The sequence below is a fragment of the Enterobacter sp. FUJ80071 genome, assembly GCF_038739915.1.
Classification (GTDB): Bacteria; Pseudomonadota; Gammaproteobacteria; order Enterobacterales; family Enterobacteriaceae; genus Enterobacter; species Enterobacter kobei.
The window spans coordinates 4334598-4361249 of the sequence record NZ_JBBXKH010000001.1 but is presented as its reverse complement, the minus strand read 5'-3'; the positions used below and the strand labels follow the sequence as shown (position 1 = coordinate 4361249).

27 protein-coding genes are annotated in these 26652 nt (G+C 57.0%); 17 read left to right on the top strand and 10 right to left on the bottom strand.

Annotated features, from left to right (window positions below; translation table 11 throughout):
* Window positions 1-8 precede the first annotated feature (8 nt).
* The 3 genes from rpe to trpS are packed head-to-tail and all read left to right on the top strand — an operon-like array spanning window position 9 to window position 2437.
* Window positions 9-686 (top strand): ribulose-phosphate 3-epimerase, encoded by a 678-nt coding sequence (gene rpe, locus AAER43_RS21245; RefSeq protein WP_014885523.1) that lies wholly within the window; start codon window positions 9-11, stop codon window positions 684-686.
* Window positions 679-1440 (top strand): phosphoglycolate phosphatase, encoded by a 762-nt coding sequence (gene gph, locus AAER43_RS21240; RefSeq protein WP_023331480.1) that lies wholly within the window; start codon window positions 679-681, stop codon window positions 1438-1440. Before rpe ends, gph begins: the two co-directional genes overlap by 8 nt.
* Window positions 1433-2437, top strand: coding sequence for a tryptophan--tRNA ligase (gene trpS / locus AAER43_RS21235; protein WP_045134907.1), 1005 nt, complete (start codon window positions 1433-1435; stop codon window positions 2435-2437). The genes gph and trpS overlap by 8 nt, the downstream gene beginning before the upstream one ends.
* Window positions 2438-2580: 143 nt before the next feature.
* Here the strand turns inward: trpS and AAER43_RS21230 are convergent, their stop codons facing one another.
* The 4 genes from AAER43_RS21230 to nirB all read right to left on the bottom strand — a co-directional run bounded on the left by AAER43_RS21230 (window position 2581) and on the right by nirB (window position 7265).
* The gene (locus AAER43_RS21230) at window positions 2581-2751 is read right to left on the bottom strand and encodes a YhfL family protein (RefSeq protein WP_014885520.1); all 171 of its coding nucleotides are present in this window, start codon (window positions 2749-2751) and stop codon (window positions 2581-2583) included.
* A 138-nt stretch (window positions 2752-2889) separates the two neighbouring features.
* Window positions 2890-4263: a siroheme synthase CysG gene (cysG, locus tag AAER43_RS21225; RefSeq protein ID WP_050862853.1), complete on the bottom strand. Its 1374-nt coding sequence runs from the start codon at window positions 4261-4263 to the stop codon at window positions 2890-2892.
* Between the two features lie 135 nt (window positions 4264-4398).
* A complete protein-coding gene (nirD, locus tag AAER43_RS21220; protein ID WP_014885518.1) occupies window positions 4399-4725 on the bottom strand; it encodes a nitrite reductase small subunit NirD in 327 nt (108 codons plus the stop codon).
* The gene (gene nirB, locus AAER43_RS21215) at window positions 4722-7265 is read right to left on the bottom strand and encodes a nitrite reductase large subunit NirB (protein ID WP_050862852.1); all 2544 of its coding nucleotides are present in this window, start codon (window positions 7263-7265) and stop codon (window positions 4722-4724) included. Before nirB ends, nirD begins: the two co-directional genes overlap by 4 nt.
* Window positions 7266-7504: 239 nt before the next feature.
* On the opposite strand from nirB, the gene AAER43_RS21210 reads away from it, so the two are divergent.
* Window positions 7505-8806: a cytosine deaminase gene (locus tag AAER43_RS21210; RefSeq protein ID WP_050862851.1), complete on the top strand. Its 1302-nt coding sequence runs from the start codon at window positions 7505-7507 to the stop codon at window positions 8804-8806.
* Between the two features lie 18 nt (window positions 8807-8824).
* Here the strand turns inward: AAER43_RS21210 and tsgA are convergent, their stop codons facing one another.
* Window positions 8825-10006 (bottom strand): MFS transporter TsgA, encoded by a 1182-nt coding sequence (tsgA, locus tag AAER43_RS21205; RefSeq protein ID WP_048997509.1) that lies wholly within the window; start codon window positions 10004-10006, stop codon window positions 8825-8827.
* A gap of 278 nt (window positions 10007-10284) precedes the next feature.
* Between tsgA and ppiA the strand changes: the two genes are divergently transcribed.
* The 4 genes from ppiA (at window position 10285) to AAER43_RS21185 (ending at window position 13448) form a co-directional block, all read left to right on the top strand.
* Window positions 10285-10857, top strand: a complete 573-nt coding sequence (gene ppiA, locus AAER43_RS21200) for a peptidylprolyl isomerase A (protein ID WP_014885514.1) — start codon at window positions 10285-10287, stop codon at window positions 10855-10857.
* A gap of 105 nt (window positions 10858-10962) precedes the next feature.
* On the top strand, window positions 10963-11547 hold the full coding sequence (locus tag AAER43_RS21195; protein ID WP_014885513.1) for a putative adenosine monophosphate-protein transferase Fic: 585 nt from the start codon (window positions 10963-10965) through the stop codon (window positions 11545-11547).
* 30 nt (window positions 11548-11577) lie between these two features.
* Entirely contained in the window at window positions 11578-12141 is a 564-nt protein-coding gene (gene pabA / locus AAER43_RS21190; protein ID WP_050862850.1) for an aminodeoxychorismate synthase component 2, read from the top strand.
* An 86-nt stretch (window positions 12142-12227) separates the two neighbouring features.
* A complete protein-coding gene (locus AAER43_RS21185) occupies window positions 12228-13448 on the top strand; it encodes an aspartate aminotransferase family protein (RefSeq protein WP_192856917.1) in 1221 nt (406 codons plus the stop codon).
* Here AAER43_RS21185 and AAER43_RS21180 read toward each other — a convergent pair.
* The gene (locus tag AAER43_RS21180) at window positions 13445-15532 is read right to left on the bottom strand and encodes a YccS/YhfK family putative transporter (protein ID WP_045268735.1); all 2088 of its coding nucleotides are present in this window, start codon (window positions 15530-15532) and stop codon (window positions 13445-13447) included. The two genes, AAER43_RS21185 and AAER43_RS21180, sit on opposite strands and share 4 nt — an antisense overlap.
* Before the next feature lie 57 nt (window positions 15533-15589).
* The gene (gene crp, locus AAER43_RS21175; RefSeq protein WP_000242758.1) at window positions 15590-16222 is read right to left on the bottom strand and encodes a cAMP-activated global transcriptional regulator CRP; all 633 of its coding nucleotides are present in this window, start codon (window positions 16220-16222) and stop codon (window positions 15590-15592) included.
* A 311-nt stretch (window positions 16223-16533) separates the two neighbouring features.
* Here crp and AAER43_RS21170 point away from each other — a divergent pair, with 311 nt between their 5' ends.
* Complete coding sequence (locus AAER43_RS21170) at window positions 16534-16938, top strand: OsmC family protein (protein ID WP_014885509.1); 405 nt, start codon at window positions 16534-16536, stop codon at window positions 16936-16938.
* Window positions 16939-17024: 86 nt separating this feature from the next.
* Here AAER43_RS21170 and AAER43_RS21165 read toward each other — a convergent pair whose 3' ends face one another.
* Genes AAER43_RS21165 through AAER43_RS21155 form a run of 3 tightly spaced genes read right to left on the bottom strand, consistent with a single transcriptional unit; the run spans window position 17025 to window position 19162 of the window.
* Window positions 17025-17894 carry a phosphoribulokinase gene (locus AAER43_RS21165; RefSeq protein ID WP_014885508.1) on the bottom strand — a complete coding sequence of 290 codons (870 nt, stop codon included), beginning with the start codon at window positions 17892-17894 and terminating at the stop codon, window positions 17025-17027.
* A gap of 30 nt (window positions 17895-17924) precedes the next feature.
* Window positions 17925-18143, bottom strand: a complete 219-nt coding sequence (locus tag AAER43_RS21160; RefSeq protein ID WP_003861664.1) for a YheU family protein — start codon at window positions 18141-18143, stop codon at window positions 17925-17927.
* A complete protein-coding gene (locus tag AAER43_RS21155; RefSeq protein WP_023331471.1) occupies window positions 18140-19162 on the bottom strand; it encodes a hydrolase in 1023 nt (340 codons plus the stop codon). Before AAER43_RS21155 ends, AAER43_RS21160 begins: the two co-directional genes overlap by 4 nt.
* A 228-nt stretch (window positions 19163-19390) precedes the next feature.
* Between AAER43_RS21155 and mdcA the strand changes: the two genes are divergently transcribed.
* The 8 genes from mdcA to mdcH all read left to right on the top strand — a co-directional run bounded on the left by mdcA (window position 19391) and on the right by mdcH (window position 26437).
* A complete protein-coding gene (gene mdcA / locus AAER43_RS21150) occupies window positions 19391-21046 on the top strand; it encodes a malonate decarboxylase subunit alpha (protein ID WP_050862848.1) in 1656 nt (551 codons plus the stop codon).
* The gene (locus AAER43_RS21145; RefSeq protein WP_050862847.1) at window positions 21046-21903 is read left to right on the top strand and encodes a triphosphoribosyl-dephospho-CoA synthase; all 858 of its coding nucleotides are present in this window, start codon (window positions 21046-21048) and stop codon (window positions 21901-21903) included. The genes mdcA and AAER43_RS21145 overlap by 1 nt, the downstream gene beginning before the upstream one ends.
* Window positions 21904-21912: 9 nt before the next feature.
* Complete coding sequence (gene mdcC / locus AAER43_RS21140; protein WP_014885504.1) at window positions 21913-22212, top strand: malonate decarboxylase acyl carrier protein; 300 nt, start codon at window positions 21913-21915, stop codon at window positions 22210-22212.
* A complete protein-coding gene (locus tag AAER43_RS21135) occupies window positions 22205-23038 on the top strand; it encodes a biotin-independent malonate decarboxylase subunit beta (protein ID WP_014885503.1) in 834 nt (277 codons plus the stop codon). The genes mdcC and AAER43_RS21135 overlap by 8 nt, the downstream gene beginning before the upstream one ends.
* The gene (gene mdcE, locus AAER43_RS21130; RefSeq protein ID WP_032645410.1) at window positions 23038-23838 is read left to right on the top strand and encodes a biotin-independent malonate decarboxylase subunit gamma; all 801 of its coding nucleotides are present in this window, start codon (window positions 23038-23040) and stop codon (window positions 23836-23838) included. Before AAER43_RS21135 ends, mdcE begins: the two co-directional genes overlap by 1 nt.
* 123 nt (window positions 23839-23961) lie before the next feature.
* Window positions 23962-24921, top strand: a complete 960-nt coding sequence (locus AAER43_RS21125) for an AEC family transporter (protein WP_014885501.1) — start codon at window positions 23962-23964, stop codon at window positions 24919-24921.
* A 2-nt stretch (window positions 24922-24923) separates the two neighbouring features.
* Window positions 24924-25541: a malonate decarboxylase holo-ACP synthase gene (locus AAER43_RS21120; RefSeq protein ID WP_014885500.1), complete on the top strand. Its 618-nt coding sequence runs from the start codon at window positions 24924-24926 to the stop codon at window positions 25539-25541.
* Window positions 25541-26437 carry a malonate decarboxylase subunit epsilon gene (gene mdcH / locus AAER43_RS21115; protein ID WP_057057694.1) on the top strand — a complete coding sequence of 299 codons (897 nt, stop codon included), beginning with the start codon at window positions 25541-25543 and terminating at the stop codon, window positions 26435-26437. Before AAER43_RS21120 ends, mdcH begins: the two co-directional genes overlap by 1 nt.
* Window positions 26438-26652 lie beyond the last annotated feature (215 nt).

The following is a 26652-nucleotide window of genomic DNA, read 5'->3' as shown; positions in this document are numbered from 1 at the left end:
AGATGCGGATGAAACAGTTTTTGATTGCTCCCTCAATTCTGTCGGCCGATTTTGCCCGCCTGGGTGAAGACACGGCTAAAGCTCTCGCGGCTGGCGCAGATGTCGTCCATTTCGACGTTATGGATAACCACTATGTCCCCAACCTGACGATTGGCCCAATGGTGCTCAAGGCGCTGCGTAACTACGGCATCACCGCGCCGATCGACGTTCACCTGATGGTGAAGCCGGTCGACCGAATCGTGCCAGACTTCGCCGCGGCGGGGGCCAGCATCATCACTTTCCATCCGGAAGCCTCTGAACATGTGGACCGCACCCTGCAGCTGATCAAAGAGAATGGCTGTAAGGCGGGTCTGGTGTTTAACCCGGCCACGCCGTTGAGCTATCTCGATCATGTCATGGATAAACTGGACGTCATTTTGCTGATGTCTGTTAACCCGGGCTTTGGCGGTCAGTCGTTCATCCCTCATACGCTGGACAAGCTGCGCGAAGTGCGCCGTCGTATTGATGAGTCAGGCTACGATATTCGCCTGGAAGTGGACGGCGGTGTGAAAGTGAATAACATTGGTGAAATTGCGGCAGCGGGCGCGGATATGTTCGTTGCCGGGTCGGCCATTTTCGACCAACCGGATTACAAAAAAGTCATTGATGAAATGCGCCGCGAGCTGGCGAAGGTAAGTCATGGATAAATTGCAGGCAATTCGGGGTGTAGCGTTCGACCTCGACGGCACGCTGGTTGACAGCGCGCCGGGCTTAACGAGCGCCGTGGATCAGGCGCTGTATGCCCTTGAACTGCCCGTTGCGGGCGAAGAACGTGTTGTGACGTGGATTGGCAACGGTGCCGATGTGCTGATGGAGCGCGCGTTAACGTGGGCTCGCCAGGAGCGCGCGTCGCAGCGTTCCGCGCAGGGCAAACCGAGCGTCGATCACGCGGATATCCCTCAGGATGAGCAGCTACGTATTCTGCGCAAACTGTTCAATCGTTTCTATGAAGAGACCGTTGAAGAGGGGAGTTTTCTCTTCCCGGACGTCCAGGAAACCCTGAGCGTGCTGCATGCCAAAGGCATCCCGCTTGGGCTAGTGACCAATAAACCCACGCCGTTTGTTGCCCCTCTTCTCGACGCGCTGGATATCGCGAAATATTTCTCCGTGATTGTGGGCGGCGATGATGTGCAAAACAAAAAGCCGCATCCGGAACCGCTGTTGCTGGTGGCAGGAAAATTATCCTTAACACCTGCGGAGCTGCTCTTTGTCGGGGATTCCCGCAATGATATTCTGGCTGCCCGCGCGGCAGGATGTCCTTCCGTCGGATTGACCTATGGCTACAACTACGGTGAGGCCATTACGCTGAGTGAGCCGGATGTTGTGTTCGACCACTTCAAAGATTTGTTGCCCGCACTCGGGCTTTCGCACAGTGAACATCAGGAATTGAATAATGACTAAGCCCATCGTATTTAGTGGCGCACAGCCGTCAGGTGAATTGACCATTGGTAACTACATGGGTGCGTTGCGTCAGTGGGTCAGCATGCAGGATGACTACCATTGCATTTACTGCATCGTGGACCTTCATGCCATCACTGCGCGTCAGGATCCTGAGAAGCTGCGCAAAGCCACCCTGGACACCCTGGCCCTCTATCTGGCCTGCGGCATCGATCCTGAGAAGAGCACCATTTTCGTTCAGTCACATGTACCAGAGCACGCACAGCTGGGCTGGGCGCTGAACTGCTACACCTACTTCGGTGAACTGAGCCGCATGACCCAGTTCAAGGATAAATCCGCACGCTATTCTGAAAACATCAACGCCGGTCTGTTTGACTATCCGGTGCTGATGGCGGCTGACATTCTGCTGTACCAGACCAACCAGGTTCCTGTCGGTGAAGACCAGAAACAGCACCTGGAGCTGAGCCGCGATATCGCCCAGCGCTTCAACGCGCTTTATGGCGAGGTGTTTAAAGTACCAGAGCCGTTTATTCCGAAATCGGGCGCACGCGTCATGTCGCTGCTGGAACCGACCAAGAAGATGTCCAAGTCAGACGATAACCGCAACAACGTTATCGGCCTGCTGGAAGATCCGAAATCCGTGGTTAAAAAGCTTAAGCGTGCGGTGACCGACTCCGACGAGCCGCCAGTGGTGCGCTACGACGTGCAGAATAAAGCGGGCGTTTCCAACCTGCTGGATATTCTCTCCGGTGTGACCGGCCAGAGCATTCCAGAGCTGGAACAGCACTTCGAAGGCAAGATGTACGGCCACCTGAAAGGTGAAGTGGCAGACGCCGTTTCCGGCATGTTGACCGAGTTGCAGGAGCGTTATCACCGCTACCGTAACGACGAAGCTTTCCTGCAGAAGGTGATGAAAGACGGTGCGGAAAAAGCCAGCGCGCGCGCGTCAGAAACCCTCAAAGCGGTGTATGAAGCGATTGGGTTTGTTAGTAAACCATAGGTAAAAGCAAAACGGTAACCACGTTACCGTTTTTAGGGTTTGTTCCCTCTCCCCGTGGGAGAGGGTCAGGGTGAGGGCATCAGGCCGCACTTCCCAAAACTAAAAAACCGGGAAATCCCGGTTTTTTTACGCCTGAAAACGGCTTACTGCTGTGCCGCCTGTCCGCAACCACCGATGATCTTTGAAATTGAGATCGCCGGGTGCAGCAGATAATCGTAGCTGCAGTTATTTTTGGTGTTTTGAACGTGACCGGTACAGGCCGTCAGGGTCGATAACAGGCCAACCAGAACGGCGGCTTTTGCCAGCTTGAACATACGCATTCCTTGTCTAAAAAATTGGATGTAATACGAGGGAATAAATGGAAAAGTTCCACTATGCGGGCGGTATGTTAGCGGTAGCCGTTAGAGGGGAGTAGTCCGCTTAAGGACTACTCGAAGAGGGAAAAATATGTGTCAGTGATTCGAGAACCAGTTCAGCTTATCGCGTAATTCAACCACGCGACCCACCACAATCAACGCCGGACTTTCAACCTGCTGCGCCAGCTCGCCGAGTTGAGTCAGCACACCATCGACCACACGCTGCGTAATGGCGGTACCGTTTTCCACCAGCGCAACGGGCATATCTGCCTCCATGCCGTGCTCCAGCAGTTTCGCCTGAATGGTGGCGGCCTGATTTAGCCCCATGTAGAAGACCAGCGTCTGCTTTTCAGCGGCCAGGTTATGCCAGTCCAGTTCGCTGCCGGTTTTGAGGTGGCCCGTCACAAGACGCACGCTCTGCGCGTAATCGCGGTGGGTCAGCGGGATGCCGGAGTAGGCTGAGCAGCCGGACGCCGCCGTAATCCCTGGCACCACGGAGAACGGAATACCTGCGTTGCACAGGGTTTCCAGCTCTTCGCCGCCGCGACCAAAGATAAACGGATCGCCGCCTTTCAGACGCACCACGCGCTTACCTTTCTGCGCCTCGCGCAGCAGGATCTGGTTAATCTCTTCCTGCGGTACGCAGTGGTAGCCCGCGCGCTTGCCGACGAAGACGCGATCGGCGTCGCGACGCACCAGGTTCATGATGTCATCGGAGACCAGGCGGTCGTAGACCACGATATCCGCCTGCTGGATCTGTTGCAGGCCTTTCAGCGTCAGTAAGCCTGCATCGCCAGGACCCGCGCCGACCAGCACCACTTCACCACGGTGATCCAGCGGTTCGTTCAGTAACTGTTCGGTCGTCTCTTCCACCGCTTTTGTGTCCTGGTTCGCCAGCGACTGCGCCAGCCTGTCGTTCACAAAGAACTTTTCCCAGAAGCGACGGCGCTCCCCTACGGTCGCGAAGGTTTGCTTCACGCGGGAACGAAGTTGTCCGGCATAGTGGGCAATCTGACCAAGATGCTGCGGCAGCACGGCTTCCAGTTTTTCCCGCAGCAGGCGGGCGAGAACAGGAGAGCGTCCACCGGATGACACCGCAATCATCAGCGGTGAGCGGTCGATAATCGACGGCATGATAAAGCTGGCTTCTTTCGGCGCATCTACCACGTTGCAGAAGATACGCCGCGCTTCGCAGGCATCGCTGACGCGCTGATTCACGGCATCGTCATCCGTTGCGGCAATGGTCAGCCAGCAGGTATCCAGCAGGGATTCATCAAACTCTCCTTGTACCCGCGTGAGCATCCCTTCCCGGGCCCAGACGTCAAACTGCGGGGTGAAGGTGAGAGCATTCACGGTCAGTCGGGCCCCCGCTTCCAGCAGCAGGCGCGCCTTGCGCTCAGCCACATCGCCGCCGCCTACAAGCAGGCAGTCGCGATGGCGTAATTGACAAAAAATCGGCAGGTGGTCCACGACGATACCTCACAGCATTCAAGGAGGGGGTAAGCATTGACGTCAGGATAACAGCAGGAATCGCCGAAAATATACGGTTTTTCCTGCCGTTACCCATAAGGGGTCATAAGCCTTTCCTATTGAAAAGGCGGGGGGTTACGCTTTGAGCTGCACCTTGCCGTCCTTCACGCGGACGTCATAGTGCTTCACGGAGACGCTTTCATCTTCCATGCAGCGTCCGTCGGTTAAACGGAAACGCTGCTTTTTCAGCGGGCTGGCGACCCACAGTTCACCCTGGTGCTCGGCAATCAGGCCACGGGAGAGCACGCTGGCCTCGAAGAACGGGTCGATATTGCTGATGGCAAAAACCTGTTCATCGTGACGGGGACGGAAAATCGCGACCTGCTCGTTACCCAGCAGCGCACACACGCCGGTGGCGGGCAGAATGTCGTTAATCTCGCAAATGTTTACCCACTGGCTCATGCGTTTTCCTCCACCAGCGTGACTGGAATGCGTTCATACGGTGTTGCCGGGCGATGCTGCTCGCGTTCTGGCACTACCTGCACGTTCGGGTCGCGCTGGGTGCTGTTGATAAAGTGTTTGAAGCGTGTCTGCGCCGCAGGGGTATTCACGGTTTCGGTCCACTCGCAGATCACTGCCTCGCGCAGGCGAGCCATCTCTGCTTCCAGATGCTCGTTCAGGCCCAGCTTGTCGTCGATGATCACCGCTTTCAGATAATCAATGCCGCCTTCCAGGTTATCCAGCCAGGACGCTGTACGAGTCAGCTTATCGGCGGTACGGATGTAGAACATCATGAAGCGGTCGAGGTACTTAATCAGCGTGTCGTGGTCAAGATCCGCTGCCAGCAGGTCTGCATGGCGTGGTTTCATCCCGCCGTTACCGCAGACGTACAGGTTCCAGCCTTTTTCGGTGGCAATAATACCCACGTCTTTACCCTGCGCTTCGGCACATTCACGGGTACAGCCGGAGACGCCGAACTTCATTTTGTGCGGGGTACGGATGCCCTTGTAGCGGTTTTCCAGCTCCACGCCGAAGCCGACGCTGTCGCCCACGCCGTAGCGGCACCAGGTGCTGCCCACGCAGGTTTTCGCCATACGCAGCGCTTTGGCATACGCGTGGCCGGTTTCAAAGCCTGCTTCAATCAGCTGGCGCCAGATTTCTGGCAGGTCGTCTTTCTGCGCCCCAAACAGCCCGATACGTTGTGAACCGGTAATTTTGGTGTACAGGTTAAATTCGCGGGCGATCCGGCCCACCGCGACCAGCCCTTCCGGCGTGATTTCGCCACCGGCGGAACGTGGAATGACGGAGTAGGTGCCGTCTTTCTGAATGTTCGCCAGGAAGTTGTCATTGGTATCCTGCAGCGGCGTGTGCTCGGGTTTAAGCACGTATTCATTCCAGCAGGAGGCCAGCAGGGAGCCGATGGTCGGTTTACACACTTCACAGCCGTAACCCCGGCCGTGTTTCGCCAGCAGTTCGTCGAAGGACTTAATGCCTTCCACACGGATCAGGTGATACAGCTCCTGGCGAGAGTAAGCAAAGTGCTCGCACAGGTTGTTGTTCACTTCGATGCCCTGTTTCGCCAGCTCGGCGTTCAGCACCTGAGTCACCAGTGGAATACATCCGCCACAGCCGGTACCGGCTTTGGTTTCGGCTTTCAGCGCGGCAACGGTATGGCAGCCCTTGTTGATGGCAGAGATCAGCATGCCTTTGGTGACGTCGAAGCAGGAGCAAATCTGCGCGCTGTCCGGCAGTTTATCCACCCCGATGGACGGTTTACCGCTGGAGGCGTGCGCCGGGAGGATCAGCGCGTCCGGGTTTTCCGGCAGCTCGATGGCGTTGAGCACCAGCTGGAGCAGGTTACCGAAGTCGCTGGTATCGCCTACCAGTACTGCGCCGAGCAGGGTTTTATTGTCCTTACTGACGATAAGACGTTTGTAGACTTCTTTGCTTTCGTCGAGATAGACGTAGCTGCGAGCGCCAGGCGTGCGACCGTGCGCATCGCCGATACCGCCCACGTCCACGCCCAGCAGCTTCAGCTTGGCGCTCATATCCGCGCCGGTGAAGGCGTTTTCGCTGCCGAGAATATGGTCCACGGCGACCTGCGCCATTTTGTAGCCTGGCGCCACGAGACCGTATACGCGGTTATTCCAGCTAGCGCATTCGCCAATCGCGTAGATATCCGGGTCGGAGGTCTGGCAGGTATCGTTAATCATGATCCCGCCGCGCTGCGCGACGGCCAGACCGCACTGGGTTGCCAGCTTGTCGCGTGGACGAATACCGGTGGAGAAGACGATAAAGTCTACTTCCAGCTCGCTGCCGTCAGCAAAGCGCATGGTTTTACGTGCTTCGGTGCCTTCCTGCACGATCTCTTTGGTGTTCTTGCTGGTGTGAACTTTCACGCCCATGCTTTCGATTTTGCGGCGAAGCTGGTCGCCACCCATGTGGTCGAGCTGTTCGGCCATCAGCATCGGGGCAAATTCGATGACGTGGGTTTCTACGCCGAGGTTTTTCAGCGCGCCCGCGGCTTCTAAGCCCAGCAGACCGCCGCCGACAACGGCGCCGCGCTTGCTGCGGCGTGCGCAGGATTCAATGGCGTTGAGGTCTTCAATCGTACGGTAAACGAAGCAATCCTGAGTTTCAGAACCTTTAATAGGCGGGATCCACGGATACGAGCCTGTCGCCATGATCAGCTTGTCGTAAAAAACCGTACGCCCGGCGCTGGAGTGGATCACTTTTTCCTGACGGTTGATGGTGATGGCGCGTTCGCCCACCAGCACTTTTACGCCATGCTTCTCATAGAAACCTTCACGCACTAAAGAGAGCTCTTCGGCGGTATGATGGGAGAAGTAGGAAGACAAGTGCACACGGTCGTACGCCTTGCGGGGTTCTTCACAGAACACGGTAATATCGAACTGGTCGGCACCGGCTTTATCGAGAAGATCCTCAATAAAGCGATGGCCGACCATGCCGTTACCGATGATAGCGAGTCTGACTTTGCTCATTTTTGCCTCGATTTCTTTTCTATTACTGCCTACCTTAACGATTCAGCAGGGGCGCTTATTGATGTAAATCAAATACGTCCTCGCCTACTCCTTAGGTGGTATGCGGCTGATTTGTCAGGATTTTTATAAGTTATGGAAATCGCAGGCTTTTCGGGGGCATCGATTTTGTGTACAAAGCAATGGCGTATTTTTGAACAAAAATATGCTTAAACAACGTTGCGTTGATCAGGGGATAAGAAATGTCTACAACACCGCTTTGGCTTGTTCAGAATGTTCGCTTACCGGGCCGGGAAGGACTATGGCAACTCGCCATTGAGAACGGGCGATTTGGTGACATCACCCCAATGGACGACACCCGCGCTGAAAGTTATGAAGTGTTGAACGCGCGCGGCGGGCTGGCGATCCCACCGTTTATCGAGCCGCATATCCATCTTGATACCACCCAGACGGCAGGCGAGCCGAACTGGAACCAGTCGGGCACGCTCTTTGAGGGCATTGAACGCTGGGCGGAGCGCAAAGCGTTACTCAGCCATGACGACGTCAAAGCGCGCGCCTGGAAAACGCTGAAGTGGCAAATCGCCAACGGCATTCAGTTTGTCCGTACCCATGTGGATGTCTCCGACCCGACGCTCACCGCCCTGAAGGCCATGCTGGAGGTGAAGCAGGAGGTGGCCCCATGGGTGACGCTGCAAATCGTCGCGTTCCCCCAGGAGGGTATTCTCTCTTACCCGAACGGCGCGGCGCTGCTGGAAGAGGCGTTAAAACTGGGTGCCGACGTGGTGGGGGCGATCCCGCACTTCGAATTCACCCGCGAGTATGGCGTCCAGTCGCTGCATATTGCTTTTGCACTGGCGAAGAAATATGACCGTCCGCTGGATATCCATTGCGATGAAATTGACGACGAACAGTCGCGGTTTGTCGAGACGGTGGCTACCCTGGCCTACGAGGCCGGCATCGGTCCGCGCGTGACCGCCAGCCATACTACCGCCATGCACTCCTACAACGGTGCGTACACCTCGCGCCTGTTCCGCCTGTTGAAGATGTCGGGGATTAACTTCGTCGCTAACCCGCTGGTCAATATCCACCTGCAGGGGCGTTTTGACGACTATCCTAAGCGCCGCGGCATCACGCGCGTGAAGGAACTCCAGGAAGCAGGCATTAACGTCTGCTTTGGTCATGACGATGTTTTTGACCCCTGGTACCCGCTGGGAACCGGCAATATGCTCCAGGTGCTGCACATGGGGTTACACGTCTGCCAGATGATGGGCTATCCGCAAATCGACAGCGGCCTGGATCTGATCACCCATAACAGCGCCCGTACCTTTGGCCTGAGCGATTACGGTATTGCCTCGGGCAATCCGGCGAATCTGGTGATTTTGCCTGCGGAGAGCGGGTTTGAAGCGGTGCGCTGTCAGGTGCCGGTGCGCTGGTCGATTCGTCAGGGGCGGGTGATTGCCACTACGCAGCTGGCGCAGACGTGGATCCAGATGGATATCGGGGGTGAAGAGGTCAGCTTTGCCAGAAACAGCCCCTCTGCGTAGCGCAAAGGGGCGTGAAGGTTAGTGAGACGCTACCGCGTTGTGCTGGCGGTGGCGAGTCACGAAGCCCAGCACGAAGCACATGATGAACACCACGGCATACAGACCGTTAGCGGTGTGCAGCGCTGCCAGCGGGCCGCTGTGGGCAACGATCGGCCCCGTCACCACAAAGGTGAGCATGGTGCCGATGGTACCGCAGGTCAGCACGAAGTTAACCAGCTTCGGCGAAGCTACTTTGGTCTGCAGGGAGCCCAGCGTGATGATCGAGGTGTAAATCGCGCTGGAGAAGAAGCCCAGGGTCATAATGAACCACGGCATATTGTCCGGAGAACCGTTGATGAACAGATACATCAGCACGGTTGCCAGGCCCGCCAGCACCGTCAGGATGCGCTGCAGATCGAAGAAGCGCAGGATGAAGCTAAACGCCCACATGCCGAACATGTAAGACATCCAGAAATCGCTTACCAGTTTACCCGCGTCGTTCAGGCTCATGCCCAGGCCTTTCGCGTATTCCGGTACCCAGGAGATAAAGCCCAGCTGGCCCAGGATATAGCACAGGGCGGCGATGGAGAGGAACAGTACGCCGATGCCCCATTTCTCTTTCGCGACGGGTTCTGCGGCGGTTTGCGCTTTTTTGCCCAGAACCGGGAATTCACAGCCGAAGGTCAGAATAAAGATTGCTACGTAAACCAGACCGATACAGGCATAGACCCAGTACCACTCAATGCTGCGTGCCAGCAGAACGGCGGCCACCATCGGGAAAATCATCCCGGCCATGCTGAAGAAGGAGTCGGTGAACAGCAGGCGCGCGCCGCGCTGACGGCCTTCATACATATGGGTAATCAGGAACGTACCGATCGACATGGTGATCCCGCTGACCAGGCCGAGCACGAACATGGCGGCGGAGAACAACGCGATGCTGTGACTCAGCATCAGACCCGCCACGGCGGCGACCATCAGCACAAAACCAAAACGCAACTGCGTCTTCAGCGGCACGATTTCCATCAGCCAGGCATTCAGGAAGATAGAGATGAGAATACCGGCGTTGAGGAAGGTAAAGGTGTTACTCATACTGGAGACGGGCAGCTGGAAGTAGTCTGCGATATTCCCCATCACCATCCCGGTGACGATCACCAACGCGCCGGTCAGGGCGTAGGAGAAGAAGCTGATCCATGTGAGCTTGATGCGATTGCTGTTAGTCATGTCTGGCCTGTTCAAAAAAAGAAAAGCGCCCGGAGGGCGCTGAGAGCGGGCAGATTTTAGACATTAAAGTGATCCATTCATACCTTTTCAAAGAAATTTAAACTTCATTGCAGTTTTTTATGTGATCTCTATCACATAAAAAGACGCCGTAACCAATCGTTTGCGTGGTTACAACTGTTTCAATTTCGTAAAATTAGGTAAAAGGCTGGTCTCCGTTCATACTGCTCTTTAGAATCAAGCCATTCGCTTTTTATACTGCGCTTTGTTAAGGAATTCTCATGCTCAAATCAACACTGGCGGCTGTCGCAGCTGTGTTTGCTCTTTCTGCCGTTTCCCCTGCTGCGCTGGCAGCCAAAGGGGACCCTCACGTTCTGCTGACCACCTCTGCCGGGAATATTGAGCTGGAACTGAATAGCCAGAAAGCTCCGGTTTCCGTGAAAAACTTCCTCGACTATGTGAACAGTGGTTTTTATAACAACACCACTTTCCACCGCGTGATCCCTGGCTTCATGATTCAGGGCGGCGGTTTCAACGAGCAGATGCAGCAGAAGCAGCCGAACCCGCCGATCAAAAACGAAGCGGACAACGGCTTGCTGAACAAGCGCGGCACGATTTCCATGGCACGTACGGCGGATAAAGACAGCGCCACCAGCCAGTTCTTCCTCAATGTGGCGGATAACGCCTTTCTCGACCATGGCCAGCGTGACTTCGGTTACGCGGTCTTCGGTAAAATTGTGAAAGGGATGGACGTGGCGGATAAGATTTCTCAGGTTCCTACTCATGACGTCGGCCCGTACCAGAATGTGCCGTCCAAACCGGTCGTGATCCTCTCCGCAAAAGTACTGCCGTAACCCTCTTTGACACGGGCGGCGCTCGCCCGTGTAATGCCCCCTCCCTGCGAAAGCGCGTTTTGCTGCTTATACTTGTGGCAAACGGACTATTCAGGGAGGCGTTAAGTGAAAAAACTCACCGACAAGCAAAAATCCCGTATTTGGGAGCAGCAGCGTAACGTCAATCTTCAGGCCAGTTGTCTCCTTGAAAAAGGTCATGGTCCTTCAGAACCCCATATTGAGACACTGGAGCTCGGGCCTTCCGCGCCCGGTTTACCCCATCTTTGCCTTATTCACCGCCATCTGTATCGCAAAGAGCTGAAGCGGGCGGGCGAATACCGTACCGACGATATTTTTAAAGGTGACATTCCTTTCTGCCACTTCGAGTACATCGAGAAGATGGGCAATGAATTGATGGCGGACCTGGAAAGCGAAAAGTATCTGGTGGGTCTTCAGAAAGAAACCTTTGTGAACAGAGTTAGTCACTACTATTGTGAAATCAATATGCTGCATCCTTTTATGAGCGGCAATGGTATTGCCCAACGGGTCTTCTTTGAGCAGCTGGCCATTCATGCCGGGTATATGCTGGACTGGCGGGGTATCGATCCCGAGCAGTGGGTGGCGGCGAACCGAAGCGGCGCCACGGGCGATTTGACTGCGCTGAACGCTGTCTTTGCCAAAGTAGTGAGCGAAGCGCGGGAATCTGAGTAGAATAGGGCGGCATTTTTTTCGGGAGCCGCCATGATTCTGCTGATTGATAACTACGATTCCTTCACCTGGAACCTTTACCAGTATTTTTGTGAGCTGGGAGCAGAGGTGATTGTCCGCCGTAACGATGACGTGACTCTGGCCGATATTGCGACGCTGGCTCCGCAGAAAATTGTGATTTCACCCGGCCCCTGCACGCCGTCGGAATCGGGCGTGTCTCTGGATGTTATCCGGCACTATGCTGGCAAGCTGCCCATTCTGGGCGTCTGCCTGGGCCATCAGGCCATTGCCCAGGTATTCGGCGCCACCATCGTGCGTGCCGCGAAAGTGATGCACGGAAAAACGTCGCCGGTCACGCATACCGGTACCGGGGTATTCACAGGGCTCAATAATCCCTTAACCGTGACGCGCTACCATTCGCTGGTGATTGACCCGCCGACGCTGCCAGACTGCTTTGAGGTGACCGCCTGGAGCGATACGCAGGAGATCATGGGGATTCGCCACCGCGAGTGGGATCTTGAGGGCGTGCAATTCCATCCGGAAAGTATCCTTAGCGAGCAAGGGCATGACCTGCTGGCTAATTTCTTCCATCGCTGAATATCTGTTGCCTTGCTGTGATTTTTTATGCATATTTTGTGATTATATTTTCACAATCAATGTGACATAAAATGGATGGGCATGACATGGCAACTGAACAACCAGCAATTACCCGCGCAACATTCGATGAAGTGATTCTGCCGATTTATGCACCGGCTGAGTTTATCCCGGTTAAGGGGAAAGGCAGCCGCGTCTGGGATCAGCAGGGAAAAGAGTATGTGGATTTCGCGGGCGGTATTGCGGTCACGGCGCTGGGTCATTGCCATCCTGCGCTGGTGGAGGCGCTGAAAACCCAGGGCGAAACCCTGTGGCACACCAGTAACGTATTCACCAACGAGCCGGCGCTGCGTCTGGGCCGCAAAATCATTGATGCCACGTTTGCCGAGCGTGTGCTGTTTATGAACTCCGGCACCGAAGCCAACGAAACCGCCTTTAAGCTGGCGCGCTATTACGCGACGACGCGTCACAGCCCGTACAAAACCAAAATCATCGCCTTCCACAACGCCTTCCACGGGCGCTCGTTCTTTACCGTCTCCGTCGGCGGCCAGCCGAAGTATTCCGACGGCTTTGGCCCAAAACCGGCCGACATCATCCATGTGCCGTTTAACGATCTGCATGCGGTGAAAGCGGTGATGGACGACCACACCTGCGCGGTAGTCGTGGAGCCAATTCAGGGCGAAGGCGGCGTGACGGCGGCCACCCCGGAATTCCTGCAAGGGCTGCGCGCGCTGTGTGATGAGCATCAGGCGCTGCTGGTGTTTGATGAAGTGCAGTGCGGAATGGGACGTACCGGCGATCTGTTCGCTTATATGCACTACGGCGTGACGCCGGATATTTTGACCAGTGCCAAAGCGCTCGGCGGTGGTTTCCCGGTGAGTGCGGTGCTGACGACTCAGGAGATCGCCTCTGCGTTTCATGTCGGTTCGCACGGCTCAACCTATGGCGGTAACCCGCTGGCGAGCGCCGTGGCGGGTGCGGCATTTGATATCATCAATACGCCGGAAGTGCTGAACGGCGTGAATGCGAAGCGTGAGCTGTTCGTAAAACATCTGCAAAAGATCAATGACCAGCATGATGTGTTCAGCGAAATTCGCGGCATGGGTCTGCTGATCGGTGCCGAGCTCACGCCACAGTACAAAGGCCGCGCCCGCGATTTTCTGCATGCTGCCGCCCACGAAGGGGTAATGGTGCTGAATGCGGGGCCAGACGTGATGCGTTTCGCACCGTCGCTGGTGGTGGAAGAGAAAGACATTGAAGACGGGTTAACCCGCTTTGCCGCAGCGGTCGCGAAGATCGTTAAAGGCTAATACTCGGTTCGTTTTAACCGGCGCGTTAACCAAATGCCATGATGCGGACGCTGACGCCATGCCACCGACGAAATGGTGTGCATGGTGTTCAGGTGGCCCAGCACGCGCTGCAAATGCTGCTCCAGGGTGCTCATCGGCCCGTGGGTCAGCGTTTCCGGCGCTTCCAGAATGTTCGAATCCCCCGACTCACCCGGCGCGTCATACTCCAGACGCTGCTGACACCTCTGCAGGGCGATTTCACACGACTGCAAATAACGCTGCGCCAGATCCGGCGTCAGCATCGTGTGCTCGCGCGCCAGGGTGGTCATGGCGTTAATATGCTCGACGATAAACTGGCTATGCGTGACCCAGAGCTTCATGTCCGCCAGATAGTGCGCGTTAAAGCCTGGCTCCTGCATCGCCTGGTTGAGCGAGTTAAACAGGGCGTTGTGCGCCTGATTAACTTTCATCCGCTGATACGCCAGCGGGGAGGGCTGCGGGTCGTCGCTCAGGATCAGACGAATGGCCTGCTGGTCAGCCTCCAGCGCGTCGTGGGCGTTCTGGCGCAGCAATCCGCTTTGCCACTGCGGCCACAGCCAGACCATGCCACCAAAGGCGATCAGGCAGCCAATCAGCGTATCGATCAGGCGGGCAACGATAAACTGTTCGCCGTTTAGCGTAAGCAGCTGAAGGGTATATACCGCCGTCACCGTAAAGCCAACCATCGCCCAGCCGTAGTTTTTGCGGATAATCAGGTAACTCACCAGCGTAATCACCAGCATCCCAGCCAGGGTATACCCCTCGGGAACGTGGAAATGTAGCGTTACGCCCGCAATAATCAGCCCCGCCATCGTGCCGCCTGCCCGGTGCAGAATACGTACCCGTGTGGCGCCGTAGCCGTTCTGGGTGACAAACAGCACGGTCATTAAGATCCAGTACGGTTTCGGCAGATGCAGCGCCATGCCCATCAGACTGGCGATACTGAGCATAACGCTAATCCGCGCGGCATTGCGCAGGGCAGAAGACTTAAGAGAGAGATAGCTTCTGAGTGCTGGCAGGAGCGGCAGACGTTTTTGCTTATCCGCCATCAGGTCGCGGGGATACAGCGGGCGCTGGGTGCGCAGCACGCGGGCAATGCGGCTGAAGTGCCAGGCGGCAAACTGGCCGACCGGGTTATCCGGATGCTGACGAGCAATTTTCTCCAGCGCGCCGAGCTGTTTATCCATGTTAAAGCGCGTGGGGTAGCGGTGATAGAGAATGTCGTCCGCCAGCACCCGCAGGCGCGCGGAGACGGTCTGCGCATTCCAGCGGATCACCGCCTCGGCGTGGCTGCGCTCGACCAGCTTTTGCACCTCTTGTGGGTGATGAAGGCTCACGGAGATATGCTCCTGCAGATCCAGCCCCACCTGGAAAGTGCGCAGCAGGCGTTTATATTCGTGATTCTTGTTGGCGGCGAGCATATGCAGCTGCTGATAGCACTGGCTTATCAGATCCACTACCTTTTGCTGGCGCGTCAGCAGCGGCGGTAAGGATTTTTCCGGGTCGGTATGCTGGGTCAGCAAGGTGTATTTGGCTTCGCAGTAATCCGCAAGCTGGACATACAACAGGCTCAGAGATTCACGCAGCGGCTGTTCCCGCCACAGCCAGAACCAGAACCAGTTAAACAGCCCGTACCACAGCGTGCCGAGGGCGTAGATCAGCAGCGGCTCCCACACCGGCATATTCCCGGCGAGGCTCAGGGTGAAGATGGCGGCAATCAGTGAAGCAGGAAGCAGGCGGGCGTGCAGGGAACTGATTTCTGCGGTAACACCGAGGCTCATCGCCAGTACGGTCAGGATCAGCGGCAGCGGAATATCGCGCGCCAGTAAAAGCTGCACGGCGAGGCTACAGCCAGCAAACAGCGAACCGCCAACGATCAGGCGTTTGAAAAAGCGTTTATGCGGCGTGTCCAGACCGGCGATGTTGCAGCAGGCGGGAACGAGAGAAAACAGCAGCCCCTGCTGGAGTTGTCCCAGAAGCAGGCCCACGGCCACAGGAAGGCACAACACCAGCGTTTGTCGCAGTGCGTAATTAACTTCCGGGTGATAGATCAGCCTGCGCCACATGGGGAATAGAGACAAAAACGGCGTGACACCTTGCGATGGCACGCCGTTTGAGCGGAATTAACGCGTTCCGTAGACCACGATGGTTTTACCGTGGGCAGAGATCAGGTTCTGATCTTCCAGCATTTTCAGGATACGACCCACCGTTTCGCGGGAGCAACCGACGATCTGACCAATTTCCTGACGGGTAATTTTAATTTGCATGCCGTCCGGGTGGGTCATGGCGTCTGGCTGTTTCGCCAGGTTCAGCAGGGTCTGCGCGATACGACCGGTGACGTCCAGGAAGGCGAGGTTACCCACTTTCTCGGATGTGACCTGCAGACGACGCGCCATCTGGGAAGAAAGACGCATCAGGATGTCAGGGTTTACCTGAATCAACTGACGGAATTTCTTGTAAGAAATTTCAGCCACTTCACATGCTGTCTTTGCACGAACCCAGGCGCTACGTTCCTGGCCTTCTTCAAACAGGCCCAGTTCACCGATAAAATCGCCCTGGTTCAAATAAGAAAGGATCATCTCTTTCCCTTCCTCATCTTTGATCAGCACTGCCACCGAGCCTTTGACGATGTAATACAACGTTTCCGCTTTTTCACCCTGGTGAATCAGCGTGCTCTTCGATGGGTACTTATGAATGTGGCAATGAGACAAGAACCATTCGAGAGTCGGGTCTGTTTGCGGTTTGCCAAGCACCATGCGCTGTTATCCTCTGTTATAAGCTGTCACCAGAGTCATCAGATGCATCCGGACTCTGGGGTTGCAATCGAATTCTTACCCATACCCTGGGAAGTCGGCTGTCGTAACGTTTCGCAGCCAGTAAAGTTTGATGTCCTCTGCATACATGTGTAACGTCAATGTATTACTGTAGCATCCTGAGTGTTTTAGCATAGCTTTCGCCGCGTGTCTCCTGGTGTCTCGCTTCAGCATGATGCAGGTCGCCTTCCGTTGCGAGAAATGTAACGCACGCGTAATCTGTCACCGAAAATGCAACGTTGGAGTTAAAGAATATGCAAGCGCGCGTGAAATGGGTTGAAGGTTTAACGTTCCTGGGCGAATCCGCGTCAGGGCACCAGATTTTGATGGACGGTAACTCCGGCGATAAAGCCCCCAGCCCAATGGAAATGGTGCTGATGGCGGCGGGTGGATGCAGCGCGATTGACGTTGTGTCGATTCTGCAAAAAGGTCGTCATGACGTGACGGATTGCGAGGTTAAACTCACCTCAGAACGTCGCGAAGAGGCGCCACGCCTGTTCACCCACATTAATCTGCACTTTGTGGTCACCGGTAAAGCGCTTAAAGACGCGGCGGTTTCGCGTGCGGTGGATCTGTCTGCGGAAAAATACTGCTCTGTGGCGTTAATGCTGGAGAAAGCGGTAAAAATCACGCATTCGTATGAAGTGATCGAGGCTTAATCTTTTGGCGGGTGGCGCTTCGCTGACCCGCCCTACAAAAGCATGAACCCAGGCCCGGTAAGCGCAGCGCCACCGGGCAGAACAACTCACGCAATCTGCTTCCCTTCCATCAACCGCTCCACCAGCGGCGTCATGATGAGCTCCATCGCCAGCCCCATTTTTCCGCCTGGTACCACTAACGTATTCATGTGCGAAATAAACGAGCCCTGCAGCATCGCCAGCAGCCAGGGGTAATCAATGCCTTCGAGATTGCGGAAATGGATCACCACAAAGCTCTCGTCCAGCGACGGGATGGTTTTCGCCGCGAACGGGTTAGAGGTGTCCACCGTCGGCACGCGCTGGAAGTTAATGTGCGTGCGGGAGAACTGTGGCGTGAGGTAGTTGATGTAGTCTTCCATGGAGCGCACCACCGAATCCATCACCGCTTCGCGCGAATGGCCGCGCTCGCTCATGTCGCGCGTCAGCTTCTGGATCCACTCCAGGTTTACGATAGGCACCACGCCGACCAGCAGATCCACATGGCGCGCCACGTCATGTTGTGGGGTGACTACGCCGCCGTGTAATCCCTCATAAAACAGCACATCGGTGGGTTCCGGCAGCGGCTGCCAGGGGGTAAAGGTGCCCGGCACCTGATTCCACGGCACAGCTTCATCATAGGTATGCAGATACTTACGCGACTGCCCTTTGCCGCTCTGACCGTACTCCAGGAAGGTTTGCTCAAGAAGGCCAAAGTCATTGGCTTCGGGACCGAAATAGCTGATGTGTTTACCCAGATCGCGCGCCTTACGGATCGCCATGTCCATTTCAGGTCGCGTATAGCGGTGAAAACTGTCGCCTTCGACCTCCGCCGCCCGGAGATTCAGTTGGGCGAAAATCTTACGAAACGCGAGGCTGGTGGTGGTCGTTCCCGCACCACTCGACCCCGTAACGGCAATAATGGGATGTCTGGCAGACATAGCAACTCCCTGACTGAAAAGGTTGGAAGGTCAGCCGTGAAACGCGTTGCGGGGCATGATGTTGACCGTCTCATGCAGTTCTGACCACACCAACACCACGTCGCCGCTTTTCAGCTGGCGTTTAACATCGTTGACCTTCTGCTCGAGTGAGCGTTCATGTTCACCATAATCGGTGCCTTCACGTAATACAAAGCTTTCGATCAGATTATCGAGCGTTTCGGGAGACAGATCCTGCCAGGGGATGATCATTTTGCACCGTCCAGATAAGGAGTAAGCCAGTCAGGAATACGCGCCTCCAGCCACATTTTCGGGCGGCGCAGCGTCCCGCCAATAAACCCAACGTGGCCGCCATGTTCAGTCAACTGATAGTGAACATTGTCGGGAAGGAATTCCTGCGCGGGAATAGAGTGATGATCCATAAACGGGTCATCTTTGGCGTGAATAATCAGCGTCGGCTGGGTGATTTTGCTGAGCAACGGCATGGCGCTGCACTGACGGTAATAGTCGATCGCATCGGCGAAGCCGTGAATTTTTGCGGTGATCAGATCGTCGAATTCACGAATGCGGCGCACCTTTTTCAACTGGCGCAGGCTGACCGGCAGGGTATCCGGGTAAGCCTTCAGCTTACGTGCGGCGTTGGCTTTCAGCAGGTTGAGCAGATAGCGCTGATAGACGCGGGAAAACCCTTTATCCATATGGTAGCTGCACTGCTCTAGCATAAACGGCGCGGAGACAATCACTGCGGCATTGAGCGGTACGCTGTCGCCCTCTTTGGCCAGCAGGCAGGCGAGCATATTTCCGCCCAGCGAATACCCCACGGCCGCCGTTGGCACGGTGCCATAGTTTTCCCGCAGCCAGTGTAAAAACCAGGTTCCGTCTTCGGTTTCACCCGAGTGATAGATGCGTTTCTGACGATTTGGCTCGCCGCTGCAACCACGAAAATGCATCACCACCCCGAGCCAGCCGCGCGCTTTTGCTGCCTCAATCAATCCATGCGCATAAGGGCTGTGCAGACTCCCTTCCAGACCATGAAAAACCACCAGACGCGGCTTATGACGTGCCTGCTCGGGGTCTTCGCTCCAGGCGAGATCCAGAAAATCACCGTCTGGCAGGTCAAGCCGCTGCCAGTGCGGCGTGAACTGAACCTTACGGCGGATCAGCCGTGGCAGCATGGTCTGCAAATGGCAGTTGGACACACCGCGCATGGGCACGAACTCGGTGCTGTCTTCGGCTGCAATGTCGAAGTCTGTTGGAATGATTTGGGTCATAAGCGCGATGCTGATTCTTGCCGGAAATTAACGATACTTTCCGAATTGTACCCCGTTTAGCCTGGTTTTCCGAAACATGAACTGATCCCGATCACAAATCTTTACCGTGATTATTACTCTCAGGCTAATGATTCCGCTCTACGCTTAATTGATGCCTTTCCCACCAGAGCGCACACTTTACTCAACGTTAAGCAAATCAAAATGATTAGCTGAATCAGGAGGTTAATAATGTTATCTGGGCAAACACCCACCCGGCAATGGAACACGCGACGCAGCGAAAAAGCGCGTCGTCTGGCGTCCGTACCGGTGCAGGGCAAGGTACTGCCAACCGGCGATCTTGTCGCCATGCTGGAAAAACTGATCGCCCCTGGCGATAAGGTCGTTCTGGAAGGTAACAACCAGAAGCAGGCCGATTTCCTTTCACGCTCGCTGGCTGAAGTGAACCCGCAAATTGTCCACGATCTGCATATGATCATGCCGAGCGTCGGCCGTAGCGAGCATCTGGATATCTTTGAGAAAGGCATCGCCCGCAAGCTGGACTTCTCCTTCTCCGGGACGCAGAGCCTGCGAATCTCCCAGCTGCTGGAAGATGGTCAGCTCGAAATCGGCGCTATCCATACCTATATCGAGCTCTATTCACGCCTCTACGTCGACCTCTCGCCCAACGTGGCGCTGATTGCGGGGTTTAAAGCAGACCGCAAAGGCAACCTCTACACCGGGGCGAGCACCGAAGATACTCCGGCACTGGTGGAAGCCGCGGCCTTCCACGACGGGATTGTGATTGCGCAGGTGAATGAACTGGTGGACGACGAATGCGACCTGCCGCGCGTCGATATTCCGGGCTCCTGGATTGACTATGTTGTCGTTGCCGACAAGCCATTCTTTATCGAACCGCTGTTTACCCGTGACCCGCGCCTGATCAAACAGGAACACATCCTGATGGCGATGATGGCGATTAAGGGCATCTACGCGGAACATCAGGTGCAGTCCCTCAACCACGGGATCGGTTTTAACACCGCAGCGATTGAGCTGCTGCTGCCGACCTACGGCGAACAGCTCGGCCTGAAGGGCAAAATCTGTAAGCACTGGACCCTGAACCCGCACCCAACGCTGATCCCGGCAATTGAAAGCGGCTGGGTGGAAAGCGTGCACTGCTTCGGCGGCGAACTGGGGATGGAAGAGTATATCCGAGCCCGTCCGGACATCTTCTTTACCGGTGCCGACGGCTCCATGCGTTCCAACCGTGCGTTCTGTCAGCTGGCCGGTCAGTATGCGGTCGATATGTTTATCGGCTCAACCCTGCAGGTTGATGGTTACGCCAACTCCTCAACGGTGACACGCGGTCGTCTTTCCGGCTTCGGCGGTGCACCAAACATGGGGCACGACCCACACGGTCGTCGCCACGCTACACCGGCCTGGCTGAACATGATCACCGAACCTGACCCGATGCAGCGCGGTAAAAAACTGGTCGTGCAGATGGTGGAAACCTTCCAGGCGGGCGTAAAGCCGACCTTTGTGGAAAAACTTGATGCTGTTGACGTGGCAAAAGCGTCCGGGATGCCTCTGGCGCCGGTCATGATATACGGCGACGACGTGACGCACGTGCTGACGGAAGAGGGGATTGCTTACCTCTATCGCGCCAAAGATCTTGAGGAGCGTCGTGCCATGGTCGCCGCTGTGGCGGGGATCACCGATATCGGCCTGGGCCTGGATGCTAAACGCGTGGCGGAACTGCGCCAGAGCGGCAAGGTTGTTTATCCGGAAGATATGGGTATTCGCCGCACCGACGCCACCCGCTCTCTGCTGGCGGCGGGCAGCGTGTCAGACCTCGTTGAATGGTCCGGCGGTCTGTACAACCCACCTGCGAAATTCCGGAGCTGGTAATGAAACTTCTGCCCCAGATTCAGGTTGAAGGCGGTGCCGAATGGCTGGCGCGAACCGCCACGCAGTGTCTGATTGACGAAGCACGATTAAGCCCGAAACCCGGTCTGGTGGACAGTCGGGGGAACGGTGCGCACCACGATTTATCCCTTGCGCTGATGGAGTGCTCCGCGCGCAGCCTGACCCCGACGTTTCAGGCGCTGGCGCAGCAAAGCTGGCTGCGTCCGGCAGATATTGCGCTTCGGCAAACCGTTGGCCGTCTTGGTCGCGAAGGCGAGCAGCAGATGATGGCTGCAACGTGTGGCGTAAACACCCATCGCGGCGCGATTTGGGCGCTGGGGTTGCTGGTCAGCGCGGTGGCGATGCTGGGCGGGGAAGCCAGGGCGCACGACGTCGCCCGCACCGCCGCGCAGCTGGCGAAACTCCCTGACGAGGCGGCGCCGAAAGTGTTCAGTAAAGGCCTTCGCGCCACGCACCGCTACCGCGTACCGGGTGCACGCGAAGAGGCTCAGCAGGCGTTCCCGCACATTATGCAGCGCGCGTTGCCGCAGCTTCGCCTGAGCCGTCTCAACGGCAGCAGCGAAACGCACGCCAGGCTTGACGCGCTGATGGCGATCATGACGTCGCTTACCGACACCTGCGTGCTGTCGCGCGCCGGGCTGGAGGGGCTGGACGCCATGCAGGACGGTGCCCGTGCGGTACTGAACGCCGGAGGTTGTGCAACGGCTGCAGGCCAGCAGGCGCTGGCGAACTTAGACCGTCAGATGCTGGCGCTAAACGCCTCCCCAGGCGGCGCTGCTGACCTGCTTGCTGCCACGCTGTTTCTCGATCGCGTCGAAACGCCTTATTCAAAGCATTAAGAGGATGTTATGGAAAAAATCACATTGACCGTGCCAGCCAGCCGCGCGTTAAGCGGCAGGGCCCTGGCAGGGGTAGTCGGTTCCGGGGATATGGAGGTGCTCTTCACCGCCGAACCGGGCCAGACGTTAACCATTGATATCACCACCTCCGTCGACAACAGCCGGGGTCGCTGGGAGGCACTGTTCAACCGCCTGCAAACGGTCAGTAGCCTGCCAGCAGGAAAACTGACCATTCATGATTTCGGCGCGACGCCGGGCGTGGCTCGCATTCGTATCGAACAGGTTTTTGAGGGGGTGAGCCATGCGTGATGACAGCAGCTTTATCGAATTGAAAGCACGCCAGCGTGCGCAGGCCCTGCTCGATGAGGGTAGCTATCGCGAACTGCTGGATCCGTTTGAAGGCATTATCTCTCCGTGGCTTGGGCCACAGGGCATTGTTCCGCAGGCGGACGACGGCATGGTGGTGGCGAAAGGCACGATCAACGGTCAGCCAGCCGTTGTGGTCGCCATTGAAGGTGCGTTCCAGGGCGGCAGCATGGGTGAAGTGTCCGGTGCCAAAATGGCGGCGGCGCTGGAGCTGGCGGCAGAAGATAACCGCAACGGCATTCCGACTCAGGCTGTGCTGTGCCTCGAAACCGGCGGCGTTCGTCTGCAGGAGGCGAACCTGGGTCTGGCCGCCATTGCCGATATCCACGCGGCGATTGTTGACCTGCGTCGTTACACGCCCGTTATCGGGATTGTCGCAGGGACCGTGGGCTGCTTCGGTGGGATGTCCATCGCGGCGGCGCTGTGCAGCTACCTGATTGTGACCCGCGAAGCGCGTCTCGGACTGAACGGTCCGCAGGTCATCGAGCAGGAAGCGGGGATTGAAGAGTACGACTCCCGTGACCGTCCGTTTATCTGGAGCATGACCGGTGGCGAAGTGCGCTATCAAAGCGGGCTGGTTGACGCGCTGGTCGGTGACGGTATCAACGCGGTGAAAGCGGCGATGAACGACGCGATTGCCAGGGGCGTACCCGCGAAACACCGCACCGATAACTACGACGATTACCTGAACCGTCTGACGAATTTCGACACCCGCAAACAGGCCGATGCCGAACAAATTAACGCGCTTTTTGCCCGGGAGGTGAAATGATGACTAACGCAATAAGCCGTGGCGAACTCTGGATGACTCTGCTCGCGCCGAATGTAAAACGTGTGGAAGGGCTTTGCCCGTCCGTGCAGGCGGCAGACGGCGAACTGAACGGTGAAGCGGTGCGTTTTGTTGCCGTGGTGCCGGATGCCCACAACCATTTCCCGCGCGCGGCGAAAGGGGAAGTCGGTCTGCTGGAGGGCTGGACGCTGGCGAAAGTGGTGAGCGAAACCGTGGCCGAGGATGCCAGTAAGTCCGTGAAGCGCCCGATTGTGGCGGTGATTGACGTCCCAAGCCAGGCCTATGGCCGTCGCGAAGAGGCGTTTGGTATCCACCAGGCGCTGGCGGGGGCAGCCGCCGCGTATGCCAACGCGCGCCTGGCCGGTCATCCGGTGATTGGGCTTATCGTCGGTAAAGCGATGTCCGGCGCATTTCTGGCGCATGGCTACCAGGCTAACCGCCTGATTGCTTTCAACGATAAAGGGGTGCTGATCCACGCGATGGGTAAAGAGTCTGCGGCGCGCATTACGTTGCGAACCGTCGACGCGCTGGAAAAACTGGCGGCCACCATTCCGCCGATGGCCTATGACATCAGCAACTACGCCACCCTGGGGCTGCTTTCAAACCTGCTGGACATCAGCAACCCGGATGCCCCCTCCGATAACGATCTGGCGCAGGTGAAAACCACCCTGCAACAGGCCATCAGTGACGCTCGTCAGGACACCACGTTGAACAATCGTCTGGGTGCTGACAACCGCCGCAGCTCTGCCCTCGTACGCGAACGCATGCGGGCAAGCTGGTAAGTAAAAAGAGACCTGCCAGATGCACGACCCCGCGGACGTAACCGTTACGTCCGCGCGGGAACCTGCATCCTGAAAATAATAATCATCGCGCCAGTGCTTAAACTTTTTTACTACAGGTGAATTATGACTTACGTAATTGTTCATGCTCTTGCACCGATTTTCGTCATCATGCTGCTGGGATTCTGGGCCGGTAAGGCAAAGATGGTCGATAACAAAAACGTTTCCCTGCTTAATATTTTCGTGATGGATTTTGCACTGCCTGCCGCGCTGTTCAGCGCCACCGTGCAAACGCCGTGGACCGGCATTGTGGCCCAGTCGCCGCTGATTCTGGTACTGACCCTGGCGATGTGGATAACCTATGCGGCCATCTACTTCCTCGCCACCGGCGTCTTTAAAAAATCGCCGCAGGATGCCGCCGTGCTGACGCTGACCGTCGCCCTGCCAAACTATGCGGCGCTCGGCCTGCCTATTCTGGGCAGCGTGCTGGGTGAAGGTTCATCGACATCACTGTCTGTTGCGGTCTCCATCGCCTGCGGTTCGGTGCTGATGACTCCGTTCTGCCTGCTCATTCTGGAACGTGAAAAAGCGCGCGCCGAAGGGAATAACTCTGGCTCGACGCTCTCCATGCTGCCGGTGCTGATGTGGCGTTCGATTAAAAAACCGATCGTGATGGGCCCGCTGCTGGGTGTCATTTTGTCCGCCATCGGTATCAAAATGCCGGAACTGGTGCTGGCGGCGATTAAACCGCTGGGGCTGTCCGCGACCGCTGCAGCGCTGTTCCTGACCGGGGTGATCCTCTCTGCCCGTAAGCTGCAGATCAACACCATGGTGATCACGTCAACTGTCGCCAAGCTGCTGATTCAGCCTGCGATTGCCTGGGGTATCGTTTTACTCTTTGGTCTGCACGGTTCCGTGGCGATCACCGCTATCCTGATGATTGCGCTTTCTGCGGGCTTCTTCGGTGTGGTGTTCGGTAACCGCTTTGGCGTGCAGTCTCCGGATGCGGAAGCCGTGCTGCTGTTAAGCTCCGTACTGTGTATCCTGTCGCTGCCGCTGTTTATCTCGCTGACCTCAGGAATGTAATCATGACCATAACATTACGCCCCCACGACCTCATCTGGCTTACCGCGCGAGACGCGCTGGAAGGCATCACCGACGACTGGGTGGAGGCGGCCTGGCATACCGGTTTGCCGGTCGTAGTGCGGCGTGATGTTGATAACGCTGGCCGTATTCCCGTTGGCGTGCGCGGCCTGCGCCGCGACCAGCGGGCGGCCGGATGGGTGAAACCAGAACACGTAACGCGTGTGGTGTCACCCGAATCACTGAGCGTAACGGCGGATCTGCTGCGCTCGCCCTTTGTGACGCAGCCACCGGTACAGGTGGCGCTACAACTTTCTCAGCAGCCGTGGCCATGGTCGTGGGGCATTACCGGCAGCACTGGCTATGCGCTGGCGACCGGTATTCCGGTTATCCATGCCGACAGCGATCTCGACCTGTTGATCCGCGCCCCGCAGCCGATTTCCCCTGATGCGTTTACCGCATGGCAGTTGCAGCTGAGTCGCGCATTGTGCCGGGCGGATACGCAGGTCGATACACCCGAAGGGGGATTCGCGCTGGCGGAGTGGCTGCGCGACGGCAAAACGCTGCTGAAAACCCGCCGCGGACCGCGTCTGGTAACGGACCCGTGGCGCAGGGAGGAGTAATGAAAATACTGTTTACCTTTCCGGGGCAGGGCACGCAGCATGAAGGTATGCTGCATAACCTGCCGGGAACGGCGCGGGCTCAGGCGCGTAAGGTACTGGGAAGCGAAGTCGATACGCTGGACAGTGCAGCCTCGTTACGCCACACCCGCGCGGTTCAACTTTGTCTGTTGATTTCAGGCGTGGCCTGGGCACGCGAGCTTCAACGTCGCGGCGTGACGCCGGACATTGTGAGCGGTTTGTCGATTGGCGCGTACCCGGCAGCAGTGATGGCTGGCGCACTGGAATTTACCGACGCCCTTAAGCTGGTTGCATTGCGCGGCGATCTGATGGAGCAGGCGTATCCGCACGGCTATGGCCTGACGGCGATTATGGGGTTGACCCTGTCGCAGGTGGAACAGCTTATCGAAGGCACGGGCACGTATATCGCGAACCTGAACGCCGAAACGCAGATCGTGATTGCCGGCCCCGATGAAGGGATGGCGCAGGTAGCCGAGCGGGCGCTGGCGAAAGGGGCGAGCAAGGCCAAACGGCTGGCGGTCAGCGTGCCGTCGCACTGCGCACTGCTGGCGGACCCGGCGCAGAAGCTGGCGGCAGCGTTTGAATCGGTCACGCTTTCACGCCCACGCTGCGCGTATCTGAGCGGCAGTACCGGACGCGTGCTCTGGCAGCCGGAGAAGATCGCCGACGATCTGGCGATGAATATGGCGCGTACCGTGCGCTGGCAGGAGGCGGTGATATCCGCGAATGAACGCGATGCGCGGCTGGCAATCGAGATGCCGCCCGGCGGCGTGCTGACCTGCTTAACGCGACAGGCGGCGTGGGAAGGGGAATCCATTTCGCTGGAACGCAGCGGGGTGGATGTGGCGGTGCATCTGGCGGGGCGGCTTCAGCGGTGAGTTTTGCCCAGCGGCGCTTTCGAAAAACGTAAGGTAAGTTAGGCATTTATGGCTCAGGGTGGAAATCTCCCTGAGCATGCGTCAGCGACGCTGATGACGAGTGTTAGGGTAAACACCCTTTTTTTATTAAATCGATTGCCTGCTCAAGTTGCTGGTAAAGCCTATGACGCAAATGTTCCAGTTCTTCATTCTCTTCAGTGAAAAATGCGGCAGTT